The sequence below is a fragment of the Pseudomonas sp. 8(2025) genome (assembly GCF_052665325.1).
The window spans coordinates 16,148-34,174 of record NZ_JBQOIE010000025.1 but is presented as its reverse complement, the minus strand read 5'-3'; the positions used below and the strand labels follow the sequence as shown (position 1 = coordinate 34,174).

The window sequence follows — 18,027 nt, the reverse complement described above, 5'->3', positions numbered from 1 at the left end:
TGCGCGCGATCTTGAGGGAATATGTAATCGGCCCCGGCCCCCTGACCCCGACTGTAGCCGCTGCTGAGCCATGGCGAAGCTGCGCCAAGGTCCGCAGGACCTTCAGCGATCTCAAGAGCAGCGTCTCCTGCACAGCCGTTCGCAGCCTGCGGCAGCGGCTACAGGCTCAGGGCCTGGGTGACTTTCTGCAGGTTGCCTTCCAGTTCGGCGAGCGGGTCGGCGCTGTCGGTTTCCAGCACCAGTAGCTGGCTGCCGCCGGCGCTGACGGCCGCTTTCAGTGCATCGGACGGCTGGCGGTGGTGCAGGACCAGGGCCACATCGTTGTCCTTGAGCCGGGCTTGCAGCTTTTTCAGGGCCTCGGGGGTCCATTCGTTGTCCGCCCGGGCGTCCACTTCCAGCAGTTCCAGGTTCAGGCCACTGACCAGGTACCCGAAGTGCTCGGAGAGGCTCAGCACGCTGAGGTTGTCGGCCTCCGCCAGGCGCGCTTCGCTGTCGGCGCTGAGTTTCAGCAGGCGCTGTTTGAGGCCCGCCAGGTTGCTTTCGATCTGCGGTTTGGCTTCGGGCGCCAGTCGCGCGAGGTCCGCCGCCAGCACGTCGGCCATGCGCCCCAGATTGTTGCTGGACAGCCAGGGCTGGGCGTTGAGCCCGTCGCTCTTGCCCGGTTGCAGGGCCACCCCGGGCAGGGCGCCGTCCACCGGGCGTGCAGCGTCGATCTCGACGATGCGGATGTTGCTGCGCCGGGCGTTGGGGTACAGCGGGTCGTCCGGCCAGATCGAACGCAGGCCGATCACTGCGTCGGCATTGAGTGCCAGCTTGGCCAGGGCCGGAGCGCCACGCCCGGTGAAATAGGCAGTCTGCCGCGAGCCCGGCAGGTTGGCCGGGGCGGCCCGTTCCAGCTTGATGTCGGTACCCTGCAGCAGGATCTGCCCCAGGCCGAAAGTTACCGGTAGGGAAGCCAGCACCGTCGGTGATTTGCTTGAGGTGGCGCTGTGCAGCGCGGTGTTGCCCATGCCGTGGTTGGCGACCACGCGCATCGGTTCGAAGTGGTCGCGCTCGGCCAGGGCCGGAGTACTGATCAGGCCGCCGAGGGCCAGGGCCAGGGTCAGGCGACGCAGTGACAGGTGAGGCAATGAACTGTGCATTTATCCGATATTCCCTTTCAGGCTGGGGACAGTGCCGCGAGCGATGGCGGCCAGGGCGAAGGCGACACCGGCCACCAGGATGATCGCGGCGCCGGAGGGCACCGGCAGGTCGAAGACGATGGGTAGCAGGATGCCGCACAGGGTGCTGACGGTGGCGATGCTCACCGAGATCCAGAAGAAGCCCTTGAGCGACTGGCTCAGCAGGCGTGCCGCGGCGGCCGGAATCACCAGCAGGGCGCCTACCAGGATGGCGCCGATGACTTTGACCGCGGCCACGGTGATCAGGGTCACCAGGATCACGAACAGGTAGTCCAGGGCCTTCACCGCTACGCCGCGTACCGCCGCCAGCTGCGGGTTGAAGCTGGCCAGCATGATGCGGTTGTACAACGGCAGGCTCAGGCCCAGCACCAGGGCGCCGACGATCAGCAGCACCAAGAGGTCGCTGCCGTTGACCGTGAGCACCGAGCCGAACAGCACGTTTTCCAGGATGTGCACGTTGATCTTGCCGGCGAGGATCAGCAGCAGGCTGGCGCCCAGGGCCAGGGACACCGAAAGGAACACGCCGATCAGGGTGTCCGGCGCCAGGCCGGTGCGGTTGCGCAGGTAGTTGAGCAGGATGCCGAACAGCAGGCAGTAGCCGAACAGGCTGCCATAGGGGCCGGTATAGGGTTCGCCCAGGAGAATGCCGATGGCCACCCCGGTCAGCGCCGCGTGGCCCACGGCTTCGGAGAAGAAGGCGAAGCGCTTGACCACCACCAGGGTACCCAGGCCGCCCAGCACCGGGCCGATCAGCAGCCCGGCCAGCAGGGCGTTGACCACGAACCCGTAGGCCAGGGCTTCGGGCAGGTAGCCGGCCGAAGCCCAGCCCTGGACCATCAGGCGAAAAGCTTCATAGGTCATCAGGCGGCGCTCCCGGCGGCTCGTGGATGGGTGGAGAACAGGCTGAGCAGGCGCTCCGGGGTCAGGGTCTGCTGCGCCGGGCCGTCGAACAGCACCCGACGGTTGAGGCCGGTGACCCGGTCCGCCAGGCGACCCACTGCTTCCAGGTCGTGCTCGATCCACAGCAGGGTGATGCCACTCTGGCGCCAGTCGTGGAGCAGTCGTTCGAAGACCTGGATCCCGGCCTCGTCCAGGGCCGACATCGGTTCGTCCAATACCAGCAGTTGCGGGGCCGGGATCAGGCCCTGGGCCAGCAGCACCCGCTGGCGTTCACCGCCGGACAGAGCGCCCATGCGCCGTTTGCGCTTGTCTTGCATGCCGACCCGTTCCAGGGCCTCGCCTATGGCCTGGGCGTAATGCCGGCTGAGGCCGAGAAAGGCCGGGCGGCGCTGGCACATGGCAGCCATGAAATCGTCCACGGTCATCGGTAGGCCACGGTCGAACTCCAGGGCCTGGGGCACGTAGCCGATGGTGCCGGGCGCATCCGGCCATTGCAGGCGCAATTGGCCCTGGTGCGGCATCTGCCCCAGCAGGGTCTTGATCAGCGAACTCTTGCCGCCGCCGTTGGGGCCCACCAGTGCGTGCACGCTGCCGGGCTGCACCTGGAAGGTCACCCGGTCGAGGATGGTGGTGCGGCCCAGGGTCAGGCTGACCTGGTCGAACTCGATGGCCGGGCCCCGCAGCAGGGTCTCGATGGCGGTCATGCCCCGGCCTCCTGGATGGCCCGGACCACGGTGTCGAGGTTGCCCTTCATTTCCTTCTCGTACTTGTCGGCGCTGTAGTCGCCGTAGGAAATGTGTGACAGCGGGTAGAGCTTGACCCCGGATTCACGCTGGATGGTGTCGACGTAGGTGGAGGGGAAGTCCATCTCCGAGAAGATCACCTTGACGTCCAGCTCGCGCAGTTGGTCGATGGTCTTCTTCAACTGGCTGGGGCTGGGTTCGATGCCGTGGGCCGGCTCCACCACCGCGGTGACTTGCAGGCCGAACTCGCGCAACAGGTAGTCGTAGGCTGCATGCACCGTGGCCACCCGCAGGTCGGCATTGGGCGCCTGGGTCAGCTTGGCCAGGGCGTCGGCGCGCATCTGCCGCAGGCGCTTGCCGTAGGCGCGGGCGTTCTGGGTGTAGGTCTTGGCGTTGGCCGGGTCCATCTTGCCCAGCTCCCGGGCGATGTTGTTGACCTGGGCGATGGAGGCGCTGATGGAGAGGAAGGTGTGCGGGTTGACCACTTTGCCGGCGCCTCGCGCGGCCACCCCGGTGGCGGCCAGCAGCGGCACGTTTTCGTTGGCTTCGATCACCGGGATGTCCGGGCGCTCGCTGGCGGCGATCATGCGGTCGGCGAAGTCATCGTGGCCCACGCCGTTGAGCACTATCACGTCCAGGGTGCCGATGCGCTTGATGTCCTCGGCCCGGGGTTCGTAGGCGTGGGGGTTGAAGCCGGCGGGAATCAGCGGCACCACCTCGGCCTTGTCACCGACGATATTGGCCACGTAGCTGTAGTAGGGGTGCAGGGTGATGCCGATGCGCAGGCGCTTGGCCGGGTCGGCGCTGGCCAGGGGGCTGAGCATCAGGGCCAGCAGACTGACCAGCAGCACCTGCAGAAAGGGGCGGCGTTGAGATGAAATAGGCATGGGCAAGCGGTCTTCTCTCGGGTGAATGCGAATGATCAGTGGCGATGCTGGCGGGTCACTCCGGCATCGAATTGCGCCACCACCTGTTGCCAGCCGGCGGCGGCCAGTGGTTCGTCGCCCAGGTCAGCGGGCAGGGCGGCGGAAGGGGCGCGGTTGAGCCAGATATCCACCTGGGTGTCATCTTCGGCGTCGATGCGCATCAGAAAGGAGCCGGCCACTTGCAGGTTCTGGCTCAGACCCAGGTAGGCCTGGTTCTGCACTGTCCAGATATGGCCACCGCGGCTCACCGAGCTGGCGTCCTGGGCGAAGGGTGCGAAGCCTTCGCCGGCCAGTTCCTCGGGGGTCGGCAGGTCCTGGCTTTCGGCGCGCAGCAGGTGGATTTCGTCGAGGGTCACCCGCAGGTCGGCATAGATGCCCTGCTCGCCGGCGCTGAGGTCGCGGCGCGCGTCCAACTGGTGGCTGGCGACACTGCCGGTCGCGGTTTCTTCGCCGCGCCACAGCACCACGGTGGCAGCCACACTCAGAATCAGTGCACACAGCAACAGCACATAGAGGGTTTCATGGCCGGCGCCGGCGGGGCGCACGACCTGGGTGGTGGCAGGAGTCATGGGGCCTCGATATCCGCTTGGTCGATCTCGACCACGTGGCCGGGGCCCGCATCGAAGAGTACGTAGAACTCGCTGGAAGGTTTCTTGAAGGTCAGGGTCGAGTCGGCCCCCAGCTTGCCCGGCACCAGGATGGTTTCGTCGTAGCCGATCACGTCCAGGGTCACCCCCGGGGCGCCGCTGCCATCGGAAAAACCACCGGTGCAGCGGATCTGCTCGGCGTCTATGGCCTTGCACTCGCACATCGGGTTGTGGGCCAGGGCGCTGTGGCTGAAGGCGCCGCCTAGCAACAACAGGGCCAGGGCGCCAAGGCGTCGAGGGGATACTGCGCAACTCATCGTTTGCCTCCTTGTTTTTCGAGCCAGGCCACGGTGGCGGGTGACGCCTGGCTCAGGGGAATGGATGCCTGGTGCATGCTGCCGTCCCAGCCTTCCATGGTGATCCACAGCTCGGAATCGGCCTTGGTCTTTTCCGGGATGGGCAGGCTGGCGCCCATGCGGTACGGGCTGCCGAAGAAAATCACCCCGGCGGCCCGCAGGCTGCGGGGCTTGCCGATGCGCAGGTAGGTGGCTTTGACCGGCTCGATGCAGGCCTGGCACAGGGCGGCGTTGAAGCTTTTCAGGTAACCGGCGGGGCCATCGCTGCGTGGCGCTTCGTTGCGCATTTCCGCCAGGCGCAGGCTCCAGGGGCCGACCTGGATTTCGCCGATCTCCCGTTCACCCAGGCCGCTTTCGCCGCGAAACAGGGCAACGTCGGCGAAGTATTTGGGCATGAAGCCCAGGGGAATCAGCAACAGCAGGATGTTCAGGTGAAAGCGCCACTTGTGCCAGAGCCGGCTCAGGTTCGAAGGCGCGGCGGCGGTGCTGGTCTGGCTCACAGGGTGCTCTCCGAGGTTTCGGCGCGCATGGCCGGGGCGGGTGCCTGGGCGGGTTTGCTGGCGGGGCGCGCACGGGCGGCCTTTTCTTCGCGCTTGAGGGCGTTGGCGGTGGCCAGGGCGGTGCGCTTGGTCCAGATCAGCAGGCCGCTGAGGACCATCATGCTCAGCACCAGGCCGAAGAAGAACCAGATCAGCTTGATCCAGAGGCCGCCGAAATCACCGGTGTGCAACGGGCGCATGGATTCGGTGACGAACTCCAGGGTGTTGCGGTCCGCCAGCAGGTGCGAGGTGTCCAGGGAGCCGGTATAGGGGTTGATGTTGGCAGTCTGGTACATCAGCGGATACCAGCCGCGGCCGCCGACATACAGGTGGCTGTAGGCGTTGCTCGGCAGGCTGACGAAGCTGATGTCGAAGCCGGGGATTTTCTGTGTGGCAATGCCGATGGCCTGGTCCAGGCCGATCATCGGCGCCGGGCTGCCATCGCCCGTGGTCGGCACTTGCTCGCGGGCGATCACCGGGACCACGGGTTCGCTGGAGATACTGATGTGGTTGTCCGAAAGAATCGCTTCGATCATGAACCAGGTGCCGGTGATGGAGATCACCGCGATGAACCAGATTGACCAGATGCCGCTCAGGCGATGGAAATCACCCCAGAAGATCCGTGCGCCATGGCGCAGGCGCAGGGTTGGCTTGAGAAAGCCTTTCCAGAACTTCTTGTAGACCACCAGCCCGGTGATCAGCGACACCAGCATGGGCAGGCCCAGCAAGGACACCAGGTACCAGCCCCAGCTGTAGCCGTTGGTGAAGGGCACCAGCCACCAGCCGTGCAGGGCGCGGGTGAAGCCCTGGAAATCGAACTGCGGGCTGGTGCCCTGGATCACCCCGGTGTAGGGGTTGACGTAGAGCGTCGGCGAGCGGCCGTCCGGGTAGCTGACACTGACACTCAGGGCGAAGTGGCTTTCATCCGGGGTGACGATGGTGTCCACCCGGGTCTGGGGTTCGGCACGCTTGATGGCTTGGACGATCTGGTCGTAATTCAGCGGTTGTGCATCATCGCTGGGCTTGCTGGCGCGCACGTCGGGGTTGGCCAGCCACACGATCTCCTGGCTGACCACCGCCAGGGTGCCGGTGACGCAGACAATCAGCACAAAGAACCAGATGGGCAGGGCCAGCCAGCTGTGCACCAGAAACCAGATTTTTGAACGGGACTTCTTCGACATTGAATGGGCGTCTTGATTCGAGGAATGGAGCGGCACTGGAACCCGGGACCGGGCCCGGGACAAAAAGCGCCGGGCATAGCCTGGGCCAACGCGGCCTGCTGCATCTAATTAAGACGAATGAGAATCGTAAATCCCGAAAGGCGATATGAAAGTAAATGTTACGAAGCTGCGAAACCCTCGTGAAAGCCGCTGCTTGACTGGTTTGGTCAATGCCCATGGCCCCGTAGGAGCGGGCTTGCCCGCGAACGGGTCCGCGAGACGCCTTCGCCGGCAAGCCGGCTCCTACAGGGGCAGGCTCAGCCGGCCTGTTGCTGGAACATTTCCCGGGCCCTTCGGCCGATTTCCTCGGCGCTCAATTCCTCCTTGCGGCTGGCGAGGAACCACACATGCCCGAAAGGGTCGCGCAGGCTGCCGCTGCGATCGCCGTAGAACTGGTCCTTGACCGCCGACACTTCGGTGCCGCCCGCGGCGATCGCCTGGGCAAAGCGGCTGTCGACATCTTCCACATACAGGTGCAGCCCGACCGACGTCTTGTGGGCTTCCGGGCTGCCCATCGGGGTTTGTTCGCAAGGGCTGCCGAGCATGATGGCCGAACCGCCGATGCGCAGTTCGGCATGGCCGACCCTGCCGTCGGGCATGTCCAGGCGCATGATCTGCACCGCGTCGAAGGCCTTCTTGTAGAACTCGATGGCCTCGGCGGCGCGCTGGATGCCCAGGTAGGGGGTGACGCCGCTGAAACCTTCGGGAATGGGATTGACGCTCATCAGGGTTTCTCCTTGATCTTGTTGTTGGGGGCGACGCTGACGCCGCGTGGAGCAGGCTTCACTCTATACCCGGGCCCTTGCCTGCCCGGCACGGGCCGACGAGGTGTCGTCCAGGCAACACTGGCCTACTGTTGGCCCATCAACAGCGTTCCAGCAATCTGCCCGGCAGAGGGCCTCATGCCGGGGCGAAATAACCACCCAAGTCCTTGAATTCATGGGGGCCGGCTTTAGGCACAGAAGCTGCAATGAGCGGCAGTCACCTTCATTCGCCCGAGAGCGCCGTATGCCTGCATTGCCTGAATCTGCCGTTTATCCCCTGCACACTCCCGCTGCCCATGTGATCCGCGATGGCGCCGAAGCCCTGGCCGTGGCCCGGCAAGTGGCCGCGATCCTGCTGGAGCAGGACGCCGAGCGCGACCGTACCCGGGAAGTACCGGCGCAGGTGGTCGACCTGTACTCCAACAGTGGCTTGTGGGGCATCAGCGTGCCTCGCGAATTCGGCGGCGCCCAGGTGTCCTATGCGGTGCTGGCCGAGGTCATCGCGATCATTTCCGCTGCCGACCCGTCCCTGGGGCAGATCCCGCAGAACCACTACTGCCTGCTGGAAGACATCCGCCTGCAGGGCACGCTGGAGCAACAGGCGCACTTTTTCGCCCTGGCCCTGCAAGGCCATCGCTTTGCCAATGCGTTGTCGGAAACCGGCGGCAAGAACGTCCAGGACATCCAGGCCACTGTCCGCCGCTCGGGTGACGGTTATGTGATCAATGGCCGCAAGGGCTACTGCACCGGTTCGCTGTATGCCCATTGGCTGGGAGTGCTGGCGCTGGACGAGCAGGGCAGGGGCCAGCTGGCCTTCGTGCCCCGGGGCAGCGAGGGGCTAGCGGTGATCGACGACTGGGACAGCATCGGCCAGCGCACCACCTCCAGTGGCACCGTACTGGCCCAGGACCTCAAGGTGCCGGCCTTCAACCTGTTTCCCACCTACCGTTCCTACGAAAGCCCGACCCTGGCCGGGCCCTTCGCCCAGCTGACCACGGCCGCCATTGACGCCGGGATTGCCCGGGCGGCGCTGCGCGACACCATCGCCTTCGTGCGTGAGCATGCCCGGCCGTGGATCGATGCCGGGGTGGAGAAGGCCAGTGAAGACCCGCTGACCATCATCCAGGTGGGGGCCCTGGACATTCGCCTGGAAGCCGCCGAGGCCCTGCTGGAACGGGCCGGCCTGGCCCTGGACGCGGCCCGCCCGGTACCCGATGAAGACAATGTGGCCCGGGCCTCCCTGGCGGTGGCCAAGGCCAAGGTGCTGACCACCGAAATCGCCATCGAGGCCAGCAACAAACTGTTCGAACTGGGGGGCACCCGTTCCACCCTCAAGCGCCACAACTTCGACCGCCACTGGCGCAACGCCCGGGTGCATACCCTGCACGACCCGGTGCGCTGGAAATACCACGTGGTGGGCAACTGGCTGCTCAACGACATCAAGCCACCGCGCCATGACTGGTCCTGAACCATGGCCGAACTGTTCAAGAACATTTACTGGGCCGATATCGCCCAGGCCTGCGTCGATACCCTGAGCATGCTCGGCGCGGCCCTGGGTTTTACCGTGCTGCTGGGGCTGCCCCTGGGCGTGCTGCTGTTTCTCACCGGCAAGCGCCAGTTGCATGAAGCGGTGGGCCTGTATCGGGTGCTGTCGGTGCTGGTCAACATGCTGCGCTCCTTGCCCTTCATCATCTTGCTGATCGTGCTGATTCCCCTGACCACCTTGCTGGTGGGCACCTCGCTTGGCGTGCCGGGCACCATCCCGCCGCTGGTGGTGGGCTGCACGCCGTTCTTTGCCCGGCTGGTGGAAACCGCCCTGCGGGAAGTGGACCGCGGGGTGGTGGAAGCGACCCAGGCCATGGGCGGCAGCACCTGGCAGATCATTCGCCACACCTTGCTGCCCGAAGCCCGGGGCGGTCTGCTGGCGGCGGTCACGGTGACCGCCATCGTGCTGGTGGACTACACCGCCATGGCCGGGGTGATCGGTGGCGGCGGCCTGGGCGACCTGGCGATCCGCTACGGCTACCAGCGTTTCCAGACCGATGTGATGGTGGTCACCGTGGTCCTGCTGCTGGTGCTGGTGCAGGCCCTGCAGATGACCGGCGACCGCCTGGTGGCGCACTACAGCCGCCGTTGAAGCGATTTCTTCGAACCCAACCCGAAACACGGCCCCACGTACGCCCCACGACGGCTGCCTGCCTCTGCCTTAGGAGCAACCCATGAAGAAGACCCTGGCCGTATTGGCCGCCGTACTGTCCCTGAGCGTCAACGCCAACGAAAAGCTGCTGGTGGGCGCGACCCCGGTGCCCCACGCCGAGATCCTCGAATTCGTCAAACCGCAACTGGCCAAGGAAGGCGTGGACCTGCAGATCAAGGTGTTCACCGACTTCATCCAGCCCAACCAGCAGCTGGCGCTGAAGAACCTCGACGCCAACTACTACCAGTACCGGCCGTTCCTCGATGACTTCAACAAGACCCGGCACACCGACCTGGTGCCCGTGGTGGGGGTGCACATCGAACCGTTCGGCGCCTATTCCACCAGGATCAAGAGCATCGCCGAGCTCAAGGACGGGGCCAGCGTGTCGATTCCCAACGACCCGGTGAACACCGGCCGGGCCCTGGTGCTGCTGGATGAAGCGGGGCTGATCAAGCTCAAGGACCCGAGCAACACCCTGGCCACCCAGCGCGACATTGTCGAGAACCCCAAGCACCTGAAGATCCGTGAACTGGAAGGCGCCTTGCTGGCCCGCTCGGTAAGCCAGGTGGACCTGGCGTTTGTCTTCGCCAACTACGCCCTGGAAGCCGGGATCGATACCAACAGCGCCTTGATCGTGGAGAAGGGCAAGGACCTGTACATCGAATTTCTGGTGGCGCGCCCGGACAACATCAACGACCCGCGGATCCAGAAACTGGCCAAGGCGCTGAACTCCGACGCCGTGCGCCAGTTCATCCTGACCCGCTACAAAGGCCAGATCGCCCCCGGCTTCTGAGCATCTGCCCCCTTGTAGGAGCTGGCTTGCCAGCGAACGGGCCCGCGAGATCGCCTTCGCCGGCAAGCCGGCTCCTACGGGGAGGCGGATTGTAGGAGCTGGCTTGCCAGCGAAGAGGCCCGCGAGACCGCCTTCGCTGGCAAGCCGGCTCCCACAGGGCGAGGCGGGTCAGGTGCGCTGTTGCGCCTGCTCCCGGTATTGCTGCCGGGTGTCGTCCAGCAGCACCTCCCTGAGCGGCACCGCCCCTACGGCCAGGGCTTTCTCGATGCTCAGGTCGTCACCACGGGCCGCCAGCAGGGCTTGCAGTCGCTGGAACTCACCGCACCAGATGGTCTCGATGTCTTTGTCGCGCTGGGTATCGCGCTGGGCGCTGAGGGCTACCGCGCGTACCTGCAACCGGCCGTTATCGGCATTGCCGCCCACCTCCACGCCATACCCCGGAGTGGCGCCCTTGCGCAGCACCACCCTGCCGTCCTGGGCCCAGGCGGTGGCCATGCCCTCGCGAACTTCGTAGCCCAGGCTGGCCAACCCTTCGAGTACCGCCTGGCGGCGGGCCAGGGCGGCGCGTTGTTGCAGCTCGGCTTCGATCAGCGCACTGAAACGGGCAACCAGCCCATCCACTGGCGCCATATGGGCCAGGCTGCATTGGCCGGCCTGGGCCAGCTCGTTTTCGGCGCTTGCGGGGCACAAGGTCGCCACTTCGCTGGCCAGTTCCTCAAGGCGCGCCAGGCGCGCGCGGCGCTCCTGGCTGTCGCGGGTGGCCTGGGCCAGCTCCAGCACCAGGCTGTCCAGCAGCAGGTTGCGCTGCTGCACGCGGGTTTCTGCATCTATCTGGCGCAACTTGGCCAGGTAGGGTTCGGCGCTGGCCTGATCATCGAGGGTCAGCAACTGGGCAATGTGCTGCTCGATGCGTTCCAGTCTGGGTTCCGCTTGCTCATGGGCGGCGCGCCACTGCGCCAGGGTCTGGGTTGGGGTTTCGCCTTGCAGGCGCCGGGCCAGTTGCTGCTGGGCCTCGCTCAGGCCCTGTTCTTCGACTGCCGCCCCCAGGCTGGCGAAACCCTGGGCCAGGATCGACTCCACAGCCGGCACCGGCTGCCCATCGGCAATCGCCCGCAACGGCTCCAGCAATTGGGCTGCGAGCGGCTTGCCTTGCAGGGCGCCCAACAGGGTGGCGGCGTTTTCCCGCTGGCGGCGGGCCAGTTGGCGCTGTTGCGTGGCTTGCTGCACCGCGCGGTTTTCCCGTTGTTGCAGATCGTCCTTGAGGAACTCGATCTCGATCGGTACCTGCTGTTGCAGGTCCTGCAGGCGATCGGCCTCGATCAATTGGCGCAATTGTTTGAACCGCTCGTGGGTGGCGGCCCGCTCCTGTTCGGTCAGTTGCCCCAGGCGCTGGGCCTGTTCTTCCCAGCGGGCAATCGCCTGTTCCAGGCGCCGCAGGTGACCGGCGCAGATCTCCAGGATTTCTTCACGGGTGACGATACGCACCACTTTCGGGCCGCTCATGGGGTTTGCTCCGTGTCTGCCAGGGCTTGGGGCTGCGTCACCGAATCGGCACCGGCCAGCGGCTGCAGGGCCTGCTCGATGGCGGCCTGCAGGCGAGCGCGCTCGCTTTGCGGGTCGTGGTACCAGGCCTGCGACGAGACCCGGTGCAGGTGGGGAATGGCCCGGCGCAGCACCGAAGGGCGCCAGATTTCCCGGGAGCGAGCGCGGGCCAGGAGGCCGTGGCGCGGGGTATCGCATTCGATGCCCAGGGCGTAGAGCCCGGTATCGGGGTGCTCGATGGCAAAGTCCAGGCCGAAGGCATCCCCTTCGTTGGCGCTGACCGGGCTCCAGCCCAGGGTGCGGATGTACGCCGCCACCGCCTGGGTGAAACCGTCGCTGTGGGCGTTGTGCTGGACCTTTGCATCCTGGCGCTCGGTGACCAGGCGCCCCAGCAGGTTGTGGCCGCTGGCGAACTCACCGGCCGACAGGGCACGGGCGTACTCCAGGTAGCCTTGCAGGTAGTCTCGCGGGCTGGCGGGTGGGCGCTGGGTGGTGAGCATGTCGGAGATATCGGCAATCGGCATCGAGGTGATCATCACCACTTTGCGCCGGGCCCGGGTCACCGCCACATTGAGCCGGCGTTCACCGCCGGTTTGTCCCAGGACCCCGAAGTTGCGCCGGAAACTGCCCTGGCTGTTACGCCCGAAGGTCGAGGAGAACACGATGATGTCGCGTTCATCGCCCTGGACGTTTTCGACGTTCTTGACGAACACCGACATGTCCTCGCCGTCCTCGCTGCGTTCGCGCTCCTGGCTGTAGGCCGCACGAAACGCCGGGTCCTGCTCGGCGCGCAGCTCCAGGCGCTCTTCGATCAGGTCGGCCTGCTTGCGGTTGAAGGTCACCACCCCCACCGAGGGGCGTTCGGCATAGGGCGCCTGCCAGAGCTCGGCCAGGTAGTCGACCACCCGTTCGGCCTCGTCGGGGTTGACCTGCTGCTGGTAGACGCCGTCCACGCGGATCAGCTCCAGCGGCTTGATGGCGAGGATATTGGCCTGGGGATGGCGTACCGGGATGCTCAGGCGGTTGCCGTAGAACGAGGCGTTGGAGAAACCGATCAGCTCGCGGTAGGCCGAGCGGTAGTGGATCTGCAGGGTGGTGGAGGGTAGCGAGCTGCGAGCCAGTTGCAGCAGGTCCGGGCAGTCCTTGATTTCGCGGCGGTTCCAGGTGTCTTCGAAGGCCTCCCGTTGTTCCTCGTCGGCATCGGCGTCCGGCTGGTCGCCATCGAACAGTTCGGCCTCGTCGCTTTCCACCCGGCTGGAGAAGAAGGCGGTGGGCGGCATCTGCTTCTCGTCGCCGCTGACCACTGTGACTCGGCCCCGGTACAGGGTCGGCAGGGCGAACTCCACCGGCATCTGCGAGGCTTCGTCGTAGATCACCGTATCGAACAGCCCGGGCTTGAGCGGCAGCACCCGGCTGGCTACGTCCGGGTTCATCAGCCACACCGGTCGCAGGCTCATCAGCCCCAGGCCGGCGCCCATTTCCATGAACTCGCGCAAGCGTCGCGAACGCCGTCCGGTGAGGCGGGTGACGTCCTCCCACTGTTTGCGGGTGCCCAGGCGCGACAGCTCGATGCCTTCACTGAGCAACTGACGGTTGAGGTTGCGCATCTGGGTGTCGGCTTCGCCCAGGCTGGCGATCTTCGCCGCGGTTTCGCTGTGCTCCAGCATCAGCTCGGGTTGGCGTTGTTCGATCTGGCGCTTCCAGCCCAGCCGTGCTTCGCGGTTGAGCATGCGCCGCACCACGGCTTCCAGTTGCTCGGCGGGAATGGCGTCGAGCGCGTCCTGGTAATCGCGCAGGACTACCAGCAACTCCAGGTCCGCCGGCGACAGCTGGCCGGCCCGGGCCCGGAAAGCCTGGTAGGCGCTCAGGGTCGGCAAGGCGTCGCGCAGGCGGTTGAGGGCCGACTGATTGCCCTGGTTGTGCTCCACGCGCTGGCGCAGTTGGCCCAGCAGCTCGGGTTGCAGCCACTGATCCAGGCGCTGCAGGGCATTCAGGCTGTCCTGGCGCACGCTGTGGCGGATAAACGCGGCGTCGTAGCCGGCCAGCAGGCTGTCCAGAGAGCGCCGCTCGCCGGTCAGTACCACCGCATCCAACTGCTCCACCCGGGGGGCTTGCGCCAGGGTCATGGCCAGGGCGCGCATTTCTTGCAGTTGCCCGAGGTCCTGGCGTACCTGCGGCAGCAGGCCCGGGCCGCAATCGCTGGCGATTTGTGCAAGGCTCAGTTGCTGATGCAGGTGTTGCAACTGCGCGCGCAAGGGCCGCCACTGGCTTTCCAGCAGGGCCGCCGCCAGCAGTTCCGGCAGGCGCTGCGGCTGGGCCGCGGCGCCCTGTTCGGCGAGGAAGGCCAGCAACTGGCGCTGGCGGATCAGGCGCAGCGGATTGAGCCGCGCCAGCCAGGAGCGACCCTGGATAACGGCGCGGGCGCGTTGCTGCAGGGTGCGCAGTTGGGCCGCGGGCAGGGCGCTGAGGCCCGGCGCCAGGTCGGCCTGGTAAGCGGCGGCGTCGCACTGTTCCAGTTGTTGAGCCAGTGCCTGCAGGGCCTGGATCAGCCCGTCGCCTTCTGCGGCCTGGCCGTTGCTGCCACGAAACAGCGGGAGCCAGCGTGCCAGCCGTTGGCGACGCTCATCGTCCAGGCCCAGCAGGCTGTGCAGGTGCTGGTCGAGCCAGGCGCGGTAGGGCGCCGGGTCGTCGACTTCGAAGTCGGCCGGGTGCGCCTGCAGGGTTTCCAGGCGCTGTTCCTCGCAGCTCAGCAGGCGCTCGAAGCCCTGGTTGAACGCTTGCACCGTGGCGGCGTCGGTGGGGAAGGGCTGGAGCTGGGCCAGGGCGCTGTGTTCATAGCGGGCCGGCAGCCACAGGCGGATCAGCGGCGCGCAGGCCTCTTCCAGGCGGGTCAGGCTGGCGATGTCCAGGGCCGCCAGGTGCTGGCGCAATACCGGGACATCCAGGGCCGCTGGCCCCTGTTCCAGGCCGATCAGCTCGCCGATCAACTGGCGGTAGCTCAAGCCACAGTGTTCATCGATGCGGTGCAGGCTCTGGTGGAAGCGATCCAGTTCGCCCTCCAGGGCTTCGATGCGTGCCGCCAGGCGTTCACGCTGGTGCAGCCAGGGTTGCTGGACGGCATCGTCCTTGAACAGGGCCTCAAGCTGTTCGCGGACACTGCGGATCACCGGTTCGCGGTCACGGTTGATGTCGTTGAGCATCACCACCCGGTTGCCCAGGCCTTCTGCCACCAGGCGCTTGTGCACCACTTCCAGGGCGGCGTGCTTCTGGCAGACGATCAGCAGGCTGCGCTGGCGGCCGATGGCGTCGGCCACCATGTTGACGATGGTCTGGCTCTTGCCGGTGCCGGGCGGGCCTTCCACCAGCAACCCAGGGGCGTGGCGGGCCTGGAGCACCGCGGCTTCCTGGGAAGGGTCGCTGGCCACGGTAAAGAAGCGCTGCAGTTCAGGCGGGAGCGGGGTGGCCTGGCTTTCGCTGCTGTCTGGTTCCGTCGGACTCAGGCGCAGGGCGGTTTCCAGGCCGGTGCCGCCGGGGGGCAGGGCCTTGAGCTGGCGCAGGTCCTCGCCGATGGCCTGGCCCATGAAGGCCACATGGAACAGCACGGCGGCACAGGCCAGTTGATCCTGGTAGGGCTGCACTTCGGTGCTCGGCGGTGGCAGGCTGCCGAGCACCCGGGAGCTGGCAGTGGCCAGCATGCCGAAGGCGTCCATCACGTCGGCGGCCTTGAGCGCCGAACGCCCCAGCAGTTCATCGGCGGCCTTGCGCCAGAGCTTGGCGGCATCGATGCCCAGCAAGGTGTCGAGCCCCGGATTGAGGCGCACCTCTTCACGCTCGCTGTCGAAGACCAGGGCCACCTTGCCGCGGCTGCCGACTTCCAGCAGCAGCTTGACCGGCCACAGCAGCAACGGCGCGATGCGAGTGCGAGTGGTGCCACGCGCGTCCCGGGTCAGGAGGAAAGGGAAGCCCAGGTACAGGCCATCGATCCCGGTGTCGCGCTTGTACAGCGAACTCTGGCGGTACAGGCTGTTGAGCCGTGCATCCAACTGCAGGTTTTCGGCGAAGCACGCCGGGTCGAGGCTGATGGGCTGGGCGTTGCGCGCCACCAGGTGATCCAGCAGCGCCGGGGCCGGGCTGCGCTCACTGTGCAATTCGTTGAGGTCGACCCGGGCGGTGGTCTTGCCGATGCTCATGCGCACCAGCGGGCCGCGCAGCACCACGCTGGCGACCTTCTTCTCGAAGAAGTCGAGGATCTGCGACACGTAGTGCTGCTTTTGCGGCTCCAGCCACTGCTCTGCGCCGATGGCCAGCAGCACCAGGGCCCTGGCCAGGGGCATGCGCCGTTCCAGGCGGAACTGCTCGGCCCATTCATCGACGCTCGGCACGCCACAACGGGCGAAGCCGCTGATGCGCTCATCGACTTCACGGTACAAGGCCGGGCGCGGCAGCCCCAGCAGGGCACGCGCACTGGCCGCATCGAAGCTCAGGACCACGGCCTCGCGGGCCAGGGTGGCGGCTTCTTCGAGGATCGCGTCCACCGAGCGGAACTGCCCGATGGCGGCGCTGAGCAGCACGATCAGGTCTTCTTCGCTGATGGAGCGGCGGTCCGCCAGGGACAGGATGCCGTTGTGCTCGCTGTCCGGCAGCAGGCGCTGGCGTTCTTCCCACTGTGCGGCCAGACGGGCGCGGGAGCTGGAGAGCAGGTAGATGCGCAGTTGCTCCTCGTCCAGTTCGATGGCCTGGTGCTGGGCGCGCTGGCGTACCTGTTCGGCCCGCAGCTTGAGCCGCGACAGCCAGTGCTCGGTCTCCAGGCGTTCCAGCAGGTCCGGGGCCGGGCCGCTGATCAAGCGGTAACCGTCCAGGGGATGCTCCAGCAACCAGCCGGGGGTGACGATCTCGCCGCGCTGGATCAGGGGCATTTCCGGGTTCAGCAGTTTCAAGGCGAGCATCAGCCGGGTGTCATCGTCCAGCCCTTCGTGCTGGGCCACCTGGCGCAGGCCCGCCAGCTGCCGTGCGGGCAAACCGGCCTGTTCGGCCCAGGTGACGATCACCCCGCGCAGCAGATGATCCAGGGCCTGGGGCCAGTGTTCGACTTCGGCGGCAGCCAGGGCGAACGGCCCTGGCCGGCGAAAGCGCCGGCTGCCCAGGGCGATGCTGGCGCCTTCCTCGGCGTCCTCTTCACTGGCGACCGAGGCCGGGACGCTGGGGCTTTCGCCCTGGAGCCAGGCCTGCACCTGGGGCCATTGCCAGCGCTGGTGGCGGTCCCGGGCCAGCAGGCCGCGCAGCAACAGCTCCAGGCGCGGGTCGAGGTCGTCCGGCAGCAGTACGCCATTGGCCAGAATGTGGATCAGGTAGGCGTTGGCATTGATGCCAGCGAAGCATTCTCCCTGGGTCAGCTGTTCCAGCAGGATCATCCCCAGGCTCCACCAGTCGGAGGCTGCGGCCACGCCCCCGGCAATGGCTTCGGGGGCCATGTAGCGGCTGGTTTCCAGGGGCGAGACGATGTCCAGGTCGAACTCCGACAGCCGCGCCGAACCGAAGCCGCTGATCACCAGGTCCAGGGGCTCGCGGCTGCGCACCAGCAAGGTCGCGGGACGCAGGTCGCGGTGGCGCAGGCCGGCTTCGCTGAAGGCATGCAGGGCCTGGCCCAGTTCACGGACGATGTGCTGCACCGCGGCCCTGTCGCTGACCACGATCCCCAGGTCGGCCAGGGTGCCGCCGGTGAGTTCTTCAGCCACTTCGAAGGCGCGCTCGTCCCAGCGGCCGGTGAGGATGATTTCCGGCACGTGTTCCCGGGGCAGGCGCTTGAGGGCTTCGTACACCGACGGGTCGGGTTCGGCGCCGGCCTGGTACAGGGTCAGCACCGCCTGGTGCGCGGTTTCCCGGTGCTCGGCGATAAAGCGCTCGCGCACGCCGCCGCTGCTGATCTGGCGCAGCAGGCGCCAGCCTTCGATCACGGTTTCACTGTCGGCGGCTGGGGGCGCTGCGGGTGGCTGTTGCTCCGGGGCGAGCGGGTCGGCGCCGCAGACCAGGCACATCAAATCGCCGTCCGCCATGGCATGACCGTTGCCGCAGAGCAGGGGGGAGCCGCTGTCCGCCGCGACCGGGGGCTGCGGCTCAAGCGCTTCGAGGGTGACTACCGGTTGTGGGCGCCAGCCTTCGGGATGAATCGCTTCGGCGGAAAGTTCCCAGCCGCAGGCCCGGTTGTCTACCTGGCCTTCACAGAAAATTTCGGCCAGTGGGCGTTCAGTCTGGCAATTGGGGCAAAAACGTATCATCGAT

At 66.6% G+C, this 18,027-nt stretch carries 14 protein-coding genes; 3 read left to right on the top strand and 11 right to left on the bottom strand.

The genetic code is table 11. From position 1 onward, the window contains the following. Positions 1-158 precede the first annotated feature (158 nt). The 9 genes from ACUXVH_RS29540 to ACUXVH_RS29500 all read right to left on the bottom strand — a co-directional run bounded on the left by ACUXVH_RS29540 (position 159) and on the right by ACUXVH_RS29500 (position 7,177). Positions 159-1,142 carry a metal ABC transporter solute-binding protein, Zn/Mn family gene (locus ACUXVH_RS29540; RefSeq protein ID WP_065365501.1) on the bottom strand — a complete coding sequence of 328 codons (984 nt, stop codon included), beginning with the start codon at positions 1,140-1,142 and terminating at the stop codon, positions 159-161. After that, positions 1,143-2,042 (bottom strand): metal ABC transporter permease, encoded by a 900-nt coding sequence (locus ACUXVH_RS29535; RefSeq protein ID WP_047288112.1) that lies wholly within the window; start codon positions 2,040-2,042, stop codon positions 1,143-1,145. Beyond that, positions 2,042-2,785, bottom strand: coding sequence for a metal ABC transporter ATP-binding protein (locus ACUXVH_RS29530; protein WP_065365502.1), 744 nt, complete (start codon positions 2,783-2,785; stop codon positions 2,042-2,044). Before ACUXVH_RS29530 ends, ACUXVH_RS29535 begins: the two co-directional genes overlap by 1 nt. Further along, positions 2,782-3,711 carry a metal ABC transporter substrate-binding protein gene (locus ACUXVH_RS29525; RefSeq protein WP_011062448.1) on the bottom strand — a complete coding sequence of 310 codons (930 nt, stop codon included), beginning with the start codon at positions 3,709-3,711 and terminating at the stop codon, positions 2,782-2,784. Before ACUXVH_RS29525 ends, ACUXVH_RS29530 begins: the two co-directional genes overlap by 4 nt. A 35-nt stretch (positions 3,712-3,746) precedes the next feature. Beyond that, positions 3,747-4,319 carry a DUF6162 family protein gene (locus tag ACUXVH_RS29520; protein ID WP_011062447.1) on the bottom strand — a complete coding sequence of 191 codons (573 nt, stop codon included), beginning with the start codon at positions 4,317-4,319 and terminating at the stop codon, positions 3,747-3,749. Further along, positions 4,316-4,654 (bottom strand): hypothetical protein, encoded by a 339-nt coding sequence (locus tag ACUXVH_RS29515; RefSeq protein WP_015636478.1) that lies wholly within the window; start codon positions 4,652-4,654, stop codon positions 4,316-4,318. The genes ACUXVH_RS29520 and ACUXVH_RS29515 overlap by 4 nt, the downstream gene beginning before the upstream one ends. Next, on the bottom strand, positions 4,651-5,193 hold the full coding sequence (locus tag ACUXVH_RS29510; protein WP_011062445.1) for a hypothetical protein: 543 nt from the start codon (positions 5,191-5,193) through the stop codon (positions 4,651-4,653). The genes ACUXVH_RS29515 and ACUXVH_RS29510 overlap by 4 nt, the downstream gene beginning before the upstream one ends. Beyond that, positions 5,190-6,413, bottom strand: coding sequence for a PepSY-associated TM helix domain-containing protein (locus tag ACUXVH_RS29505; protein ID WP_011062444.1), 1,224 nt, complete (start codon positions 6,411-6,413; stop codon positions 5,190-5,192). Before ACUXVH_RS29505 ends, ACUXVH_RS29510 begins: the two co-directional genes overlap by 4 nt. Before the next feature lie 296 nt (positions 6,414-6,709). Further along, positions 6,710-7,177 carry a VOC family protein gene (locus ACUXVH_RS29500; RefSeq protein ID WP_011062443.1) on the bottom strand — a complete coding sequence of 156 codons (468 nt, stop codon included), beginning with the start codon at positions 7,175-7,177 and terminating at the stop codon, positions 6,710-6,712. Positions 7,178-7,460: 283 nt separating this feature from the next. On the opposite strand from ACUXVH_RS29500, the gene ACUXVH_RS29495 reads away from it, so the two are divergent. The 3 genes from ACUXVH_RS29495 to ACUXVH_RS29485 all read left to right on the top strand — a co-directional run bounded on the left by ACUXVH_RS29495 (position 7,461) and on the right by ACUXVH_RS29485 (position 10,206). Then, positions 7,461-8,684 (top strand): SfnB family sulfur acquisition oxidoreductase, encoded by a 1,224-nt coding sequence (locus ACUXVH_RS29495; RefSeq protein ID WP_176707130.1) that lies wholly within the window; start codon positions 7,461-7,463, stop codon positions 8,682-8,684. A 3-nt stretch (positions 8,685-8,687) separates the two neighbouring features. Next, on the top strand, positions 8,688-9,353 hold the full coding sequence (locus ACUXVH_RS29490; protein ID WP_011062441.1) for a methionine ABC transporter permease: 666 nt from the start codon (positions 8,688-8,690) through the stop codon (positions 9,351-9,353). Positions 9,354-9,435: 82 nt separating this feature from the next. Then, positions 9,436-10,206 (top strand): MetQ/NlpA family ABC transporter substrate-binding protein, encoded by a 771-nt coding sequence (locus ACUXVH_RS29485; RefSeq protein WP_011062440.1) that lies wholly within the window; start codon positions 9,436-9,438, stop codon positions 10,204-10,206. A 168-nt stretch (positions 10,207-10,374) separates the two neighbouring features. On the opposite strand, the gene ACUXVH_RS29480 is transcribed toward ACUXVH_RS29485, so the two are convergent. Continuing rightward, a complete protein-coding gene (locus ACUXVH_RS29480) occupies positions 10,375-11,709 on the bottom strand; it encodes a hypothetical protein (protein WP_065365504.1) in 1,335 nt (444 codons plus the stop codon). Beyond that, on the bottom strand, positions 11,706-18,023 hold the full coding sequence (locus tag ACUXVH_RS29475) for an AAA domain-containing protein (protein ID WP_065365505.1): 6,318 nt from the start codon (positions 18,021-18,023) through the stop codon (positions 11,706-11,708). The genes ACUXVH_RS29480 and ACUXVH_RS29475 overlap by 4 nt, the downstream gene beginning before the upstream one ends. Positions 18,024-18,027: the final 4 nt, after the last annotated feature.

Excerpts from the sequence above, each read along its gene's own strand:
- ACUXVH_RS29540 (WP_065365501.1), bottom strand. The coding sequence starts at position 1,142 with ATGCACAGTTCATTGCCTCACCTGTCACTGCGTCGCCTGACCCTGGCC.
- ACUXVH_RS29535 (WP_047288112.1), bottom strand. The coding sequence starts at position 2,042 with ATGACCTATGAAGCTTTTCGCCTGATGGTCCAGGGCTGGGCTTCGGCC.
- ACUXVH_RS29530 (WP_065365502.1), bottom strand. The coding sequence starts at position 2,785 with ATGACCGCCATCGAGACCCTGCTGCGGGGCCCGGCCATCGAGTTCGAC.
- ACUXVH_RS29525 (WP_011062448.1), bottom strand. The coding sequence starts at position 3,711 with ATGCCTATTTCATCTCAACGCCGCCCCTTTCTGCAGGTGCTGCTGGTC.
- ACUXVH_RS29520 (WP_011062447.1), bottom strand. The coding sequence starts at position 4,319 with ATGACTCCTGCCACCACCCAGGTCGTGCGCCCCGCCGGCGCCGGCCAT.
- ACUXVH_RS29515 (WP_015636478.1), bottom strand. The coding sequence starts at position 4,654 with ATGAGTTGCGCAGTATCCCCTCGACGCCTTGGCGCCCTGGCCCTGTTG.
- ACUXVH_RS29505 (WP_011062444.1), bottom strand. The coding sequence starts at position 6,413 with ATGTCGAAGAAGTCCCGTTCAAAAATCTGGTTTCTGGTGCACAGCTGG.
- ACUXVH_RS29500 (WP_011062443.1), bottom strand. The coding sequence starts at position 7,177 with ATGAGCGTCAATCCCATTCCCGAAGGTTTCAGCGGCGTCACCCCCTAC.
- ACUXVH_RS29495 (WP_176707130.1), top strand. The coding sequence starts at position 7,461 with ATGCCTGCATTGCCTGAATCTGCCGTTTATCCCCTGCACACTCCCGCT.
- ACUXVH_RS29490 (WP_011062441.1), top strand. The coding sequence starts at position 8,688 with ATGGCCGAACTGTTCAAGAACATTTACTGGGCCGATATCGCCCAGGCC.
- ACUXVH_RS29485 (WP_011062440.1), top strand. The coding sequence starts at position 9,436 with ATGAAGAAGACCCTGGCCGTATTGGCCGCCGTACTGTCCCTGAGCGTC.
- ACUXVH_RS29480 (WP_065365504.1), bottom strand. The coding sequence starts at position 11,709 with ATGAGCGGCCCGAAAGTGGTGCGTATCGTCACCCGTGAAGAAATCCTG.
- ACUXVH_RS29475 (WP_065365505.1), bottom strand. The coding sequence starts at position 18,023 with ATGATACGTTTTTGCCCCAATTGCCAGACTGAACGCCCACTGGCCGAA.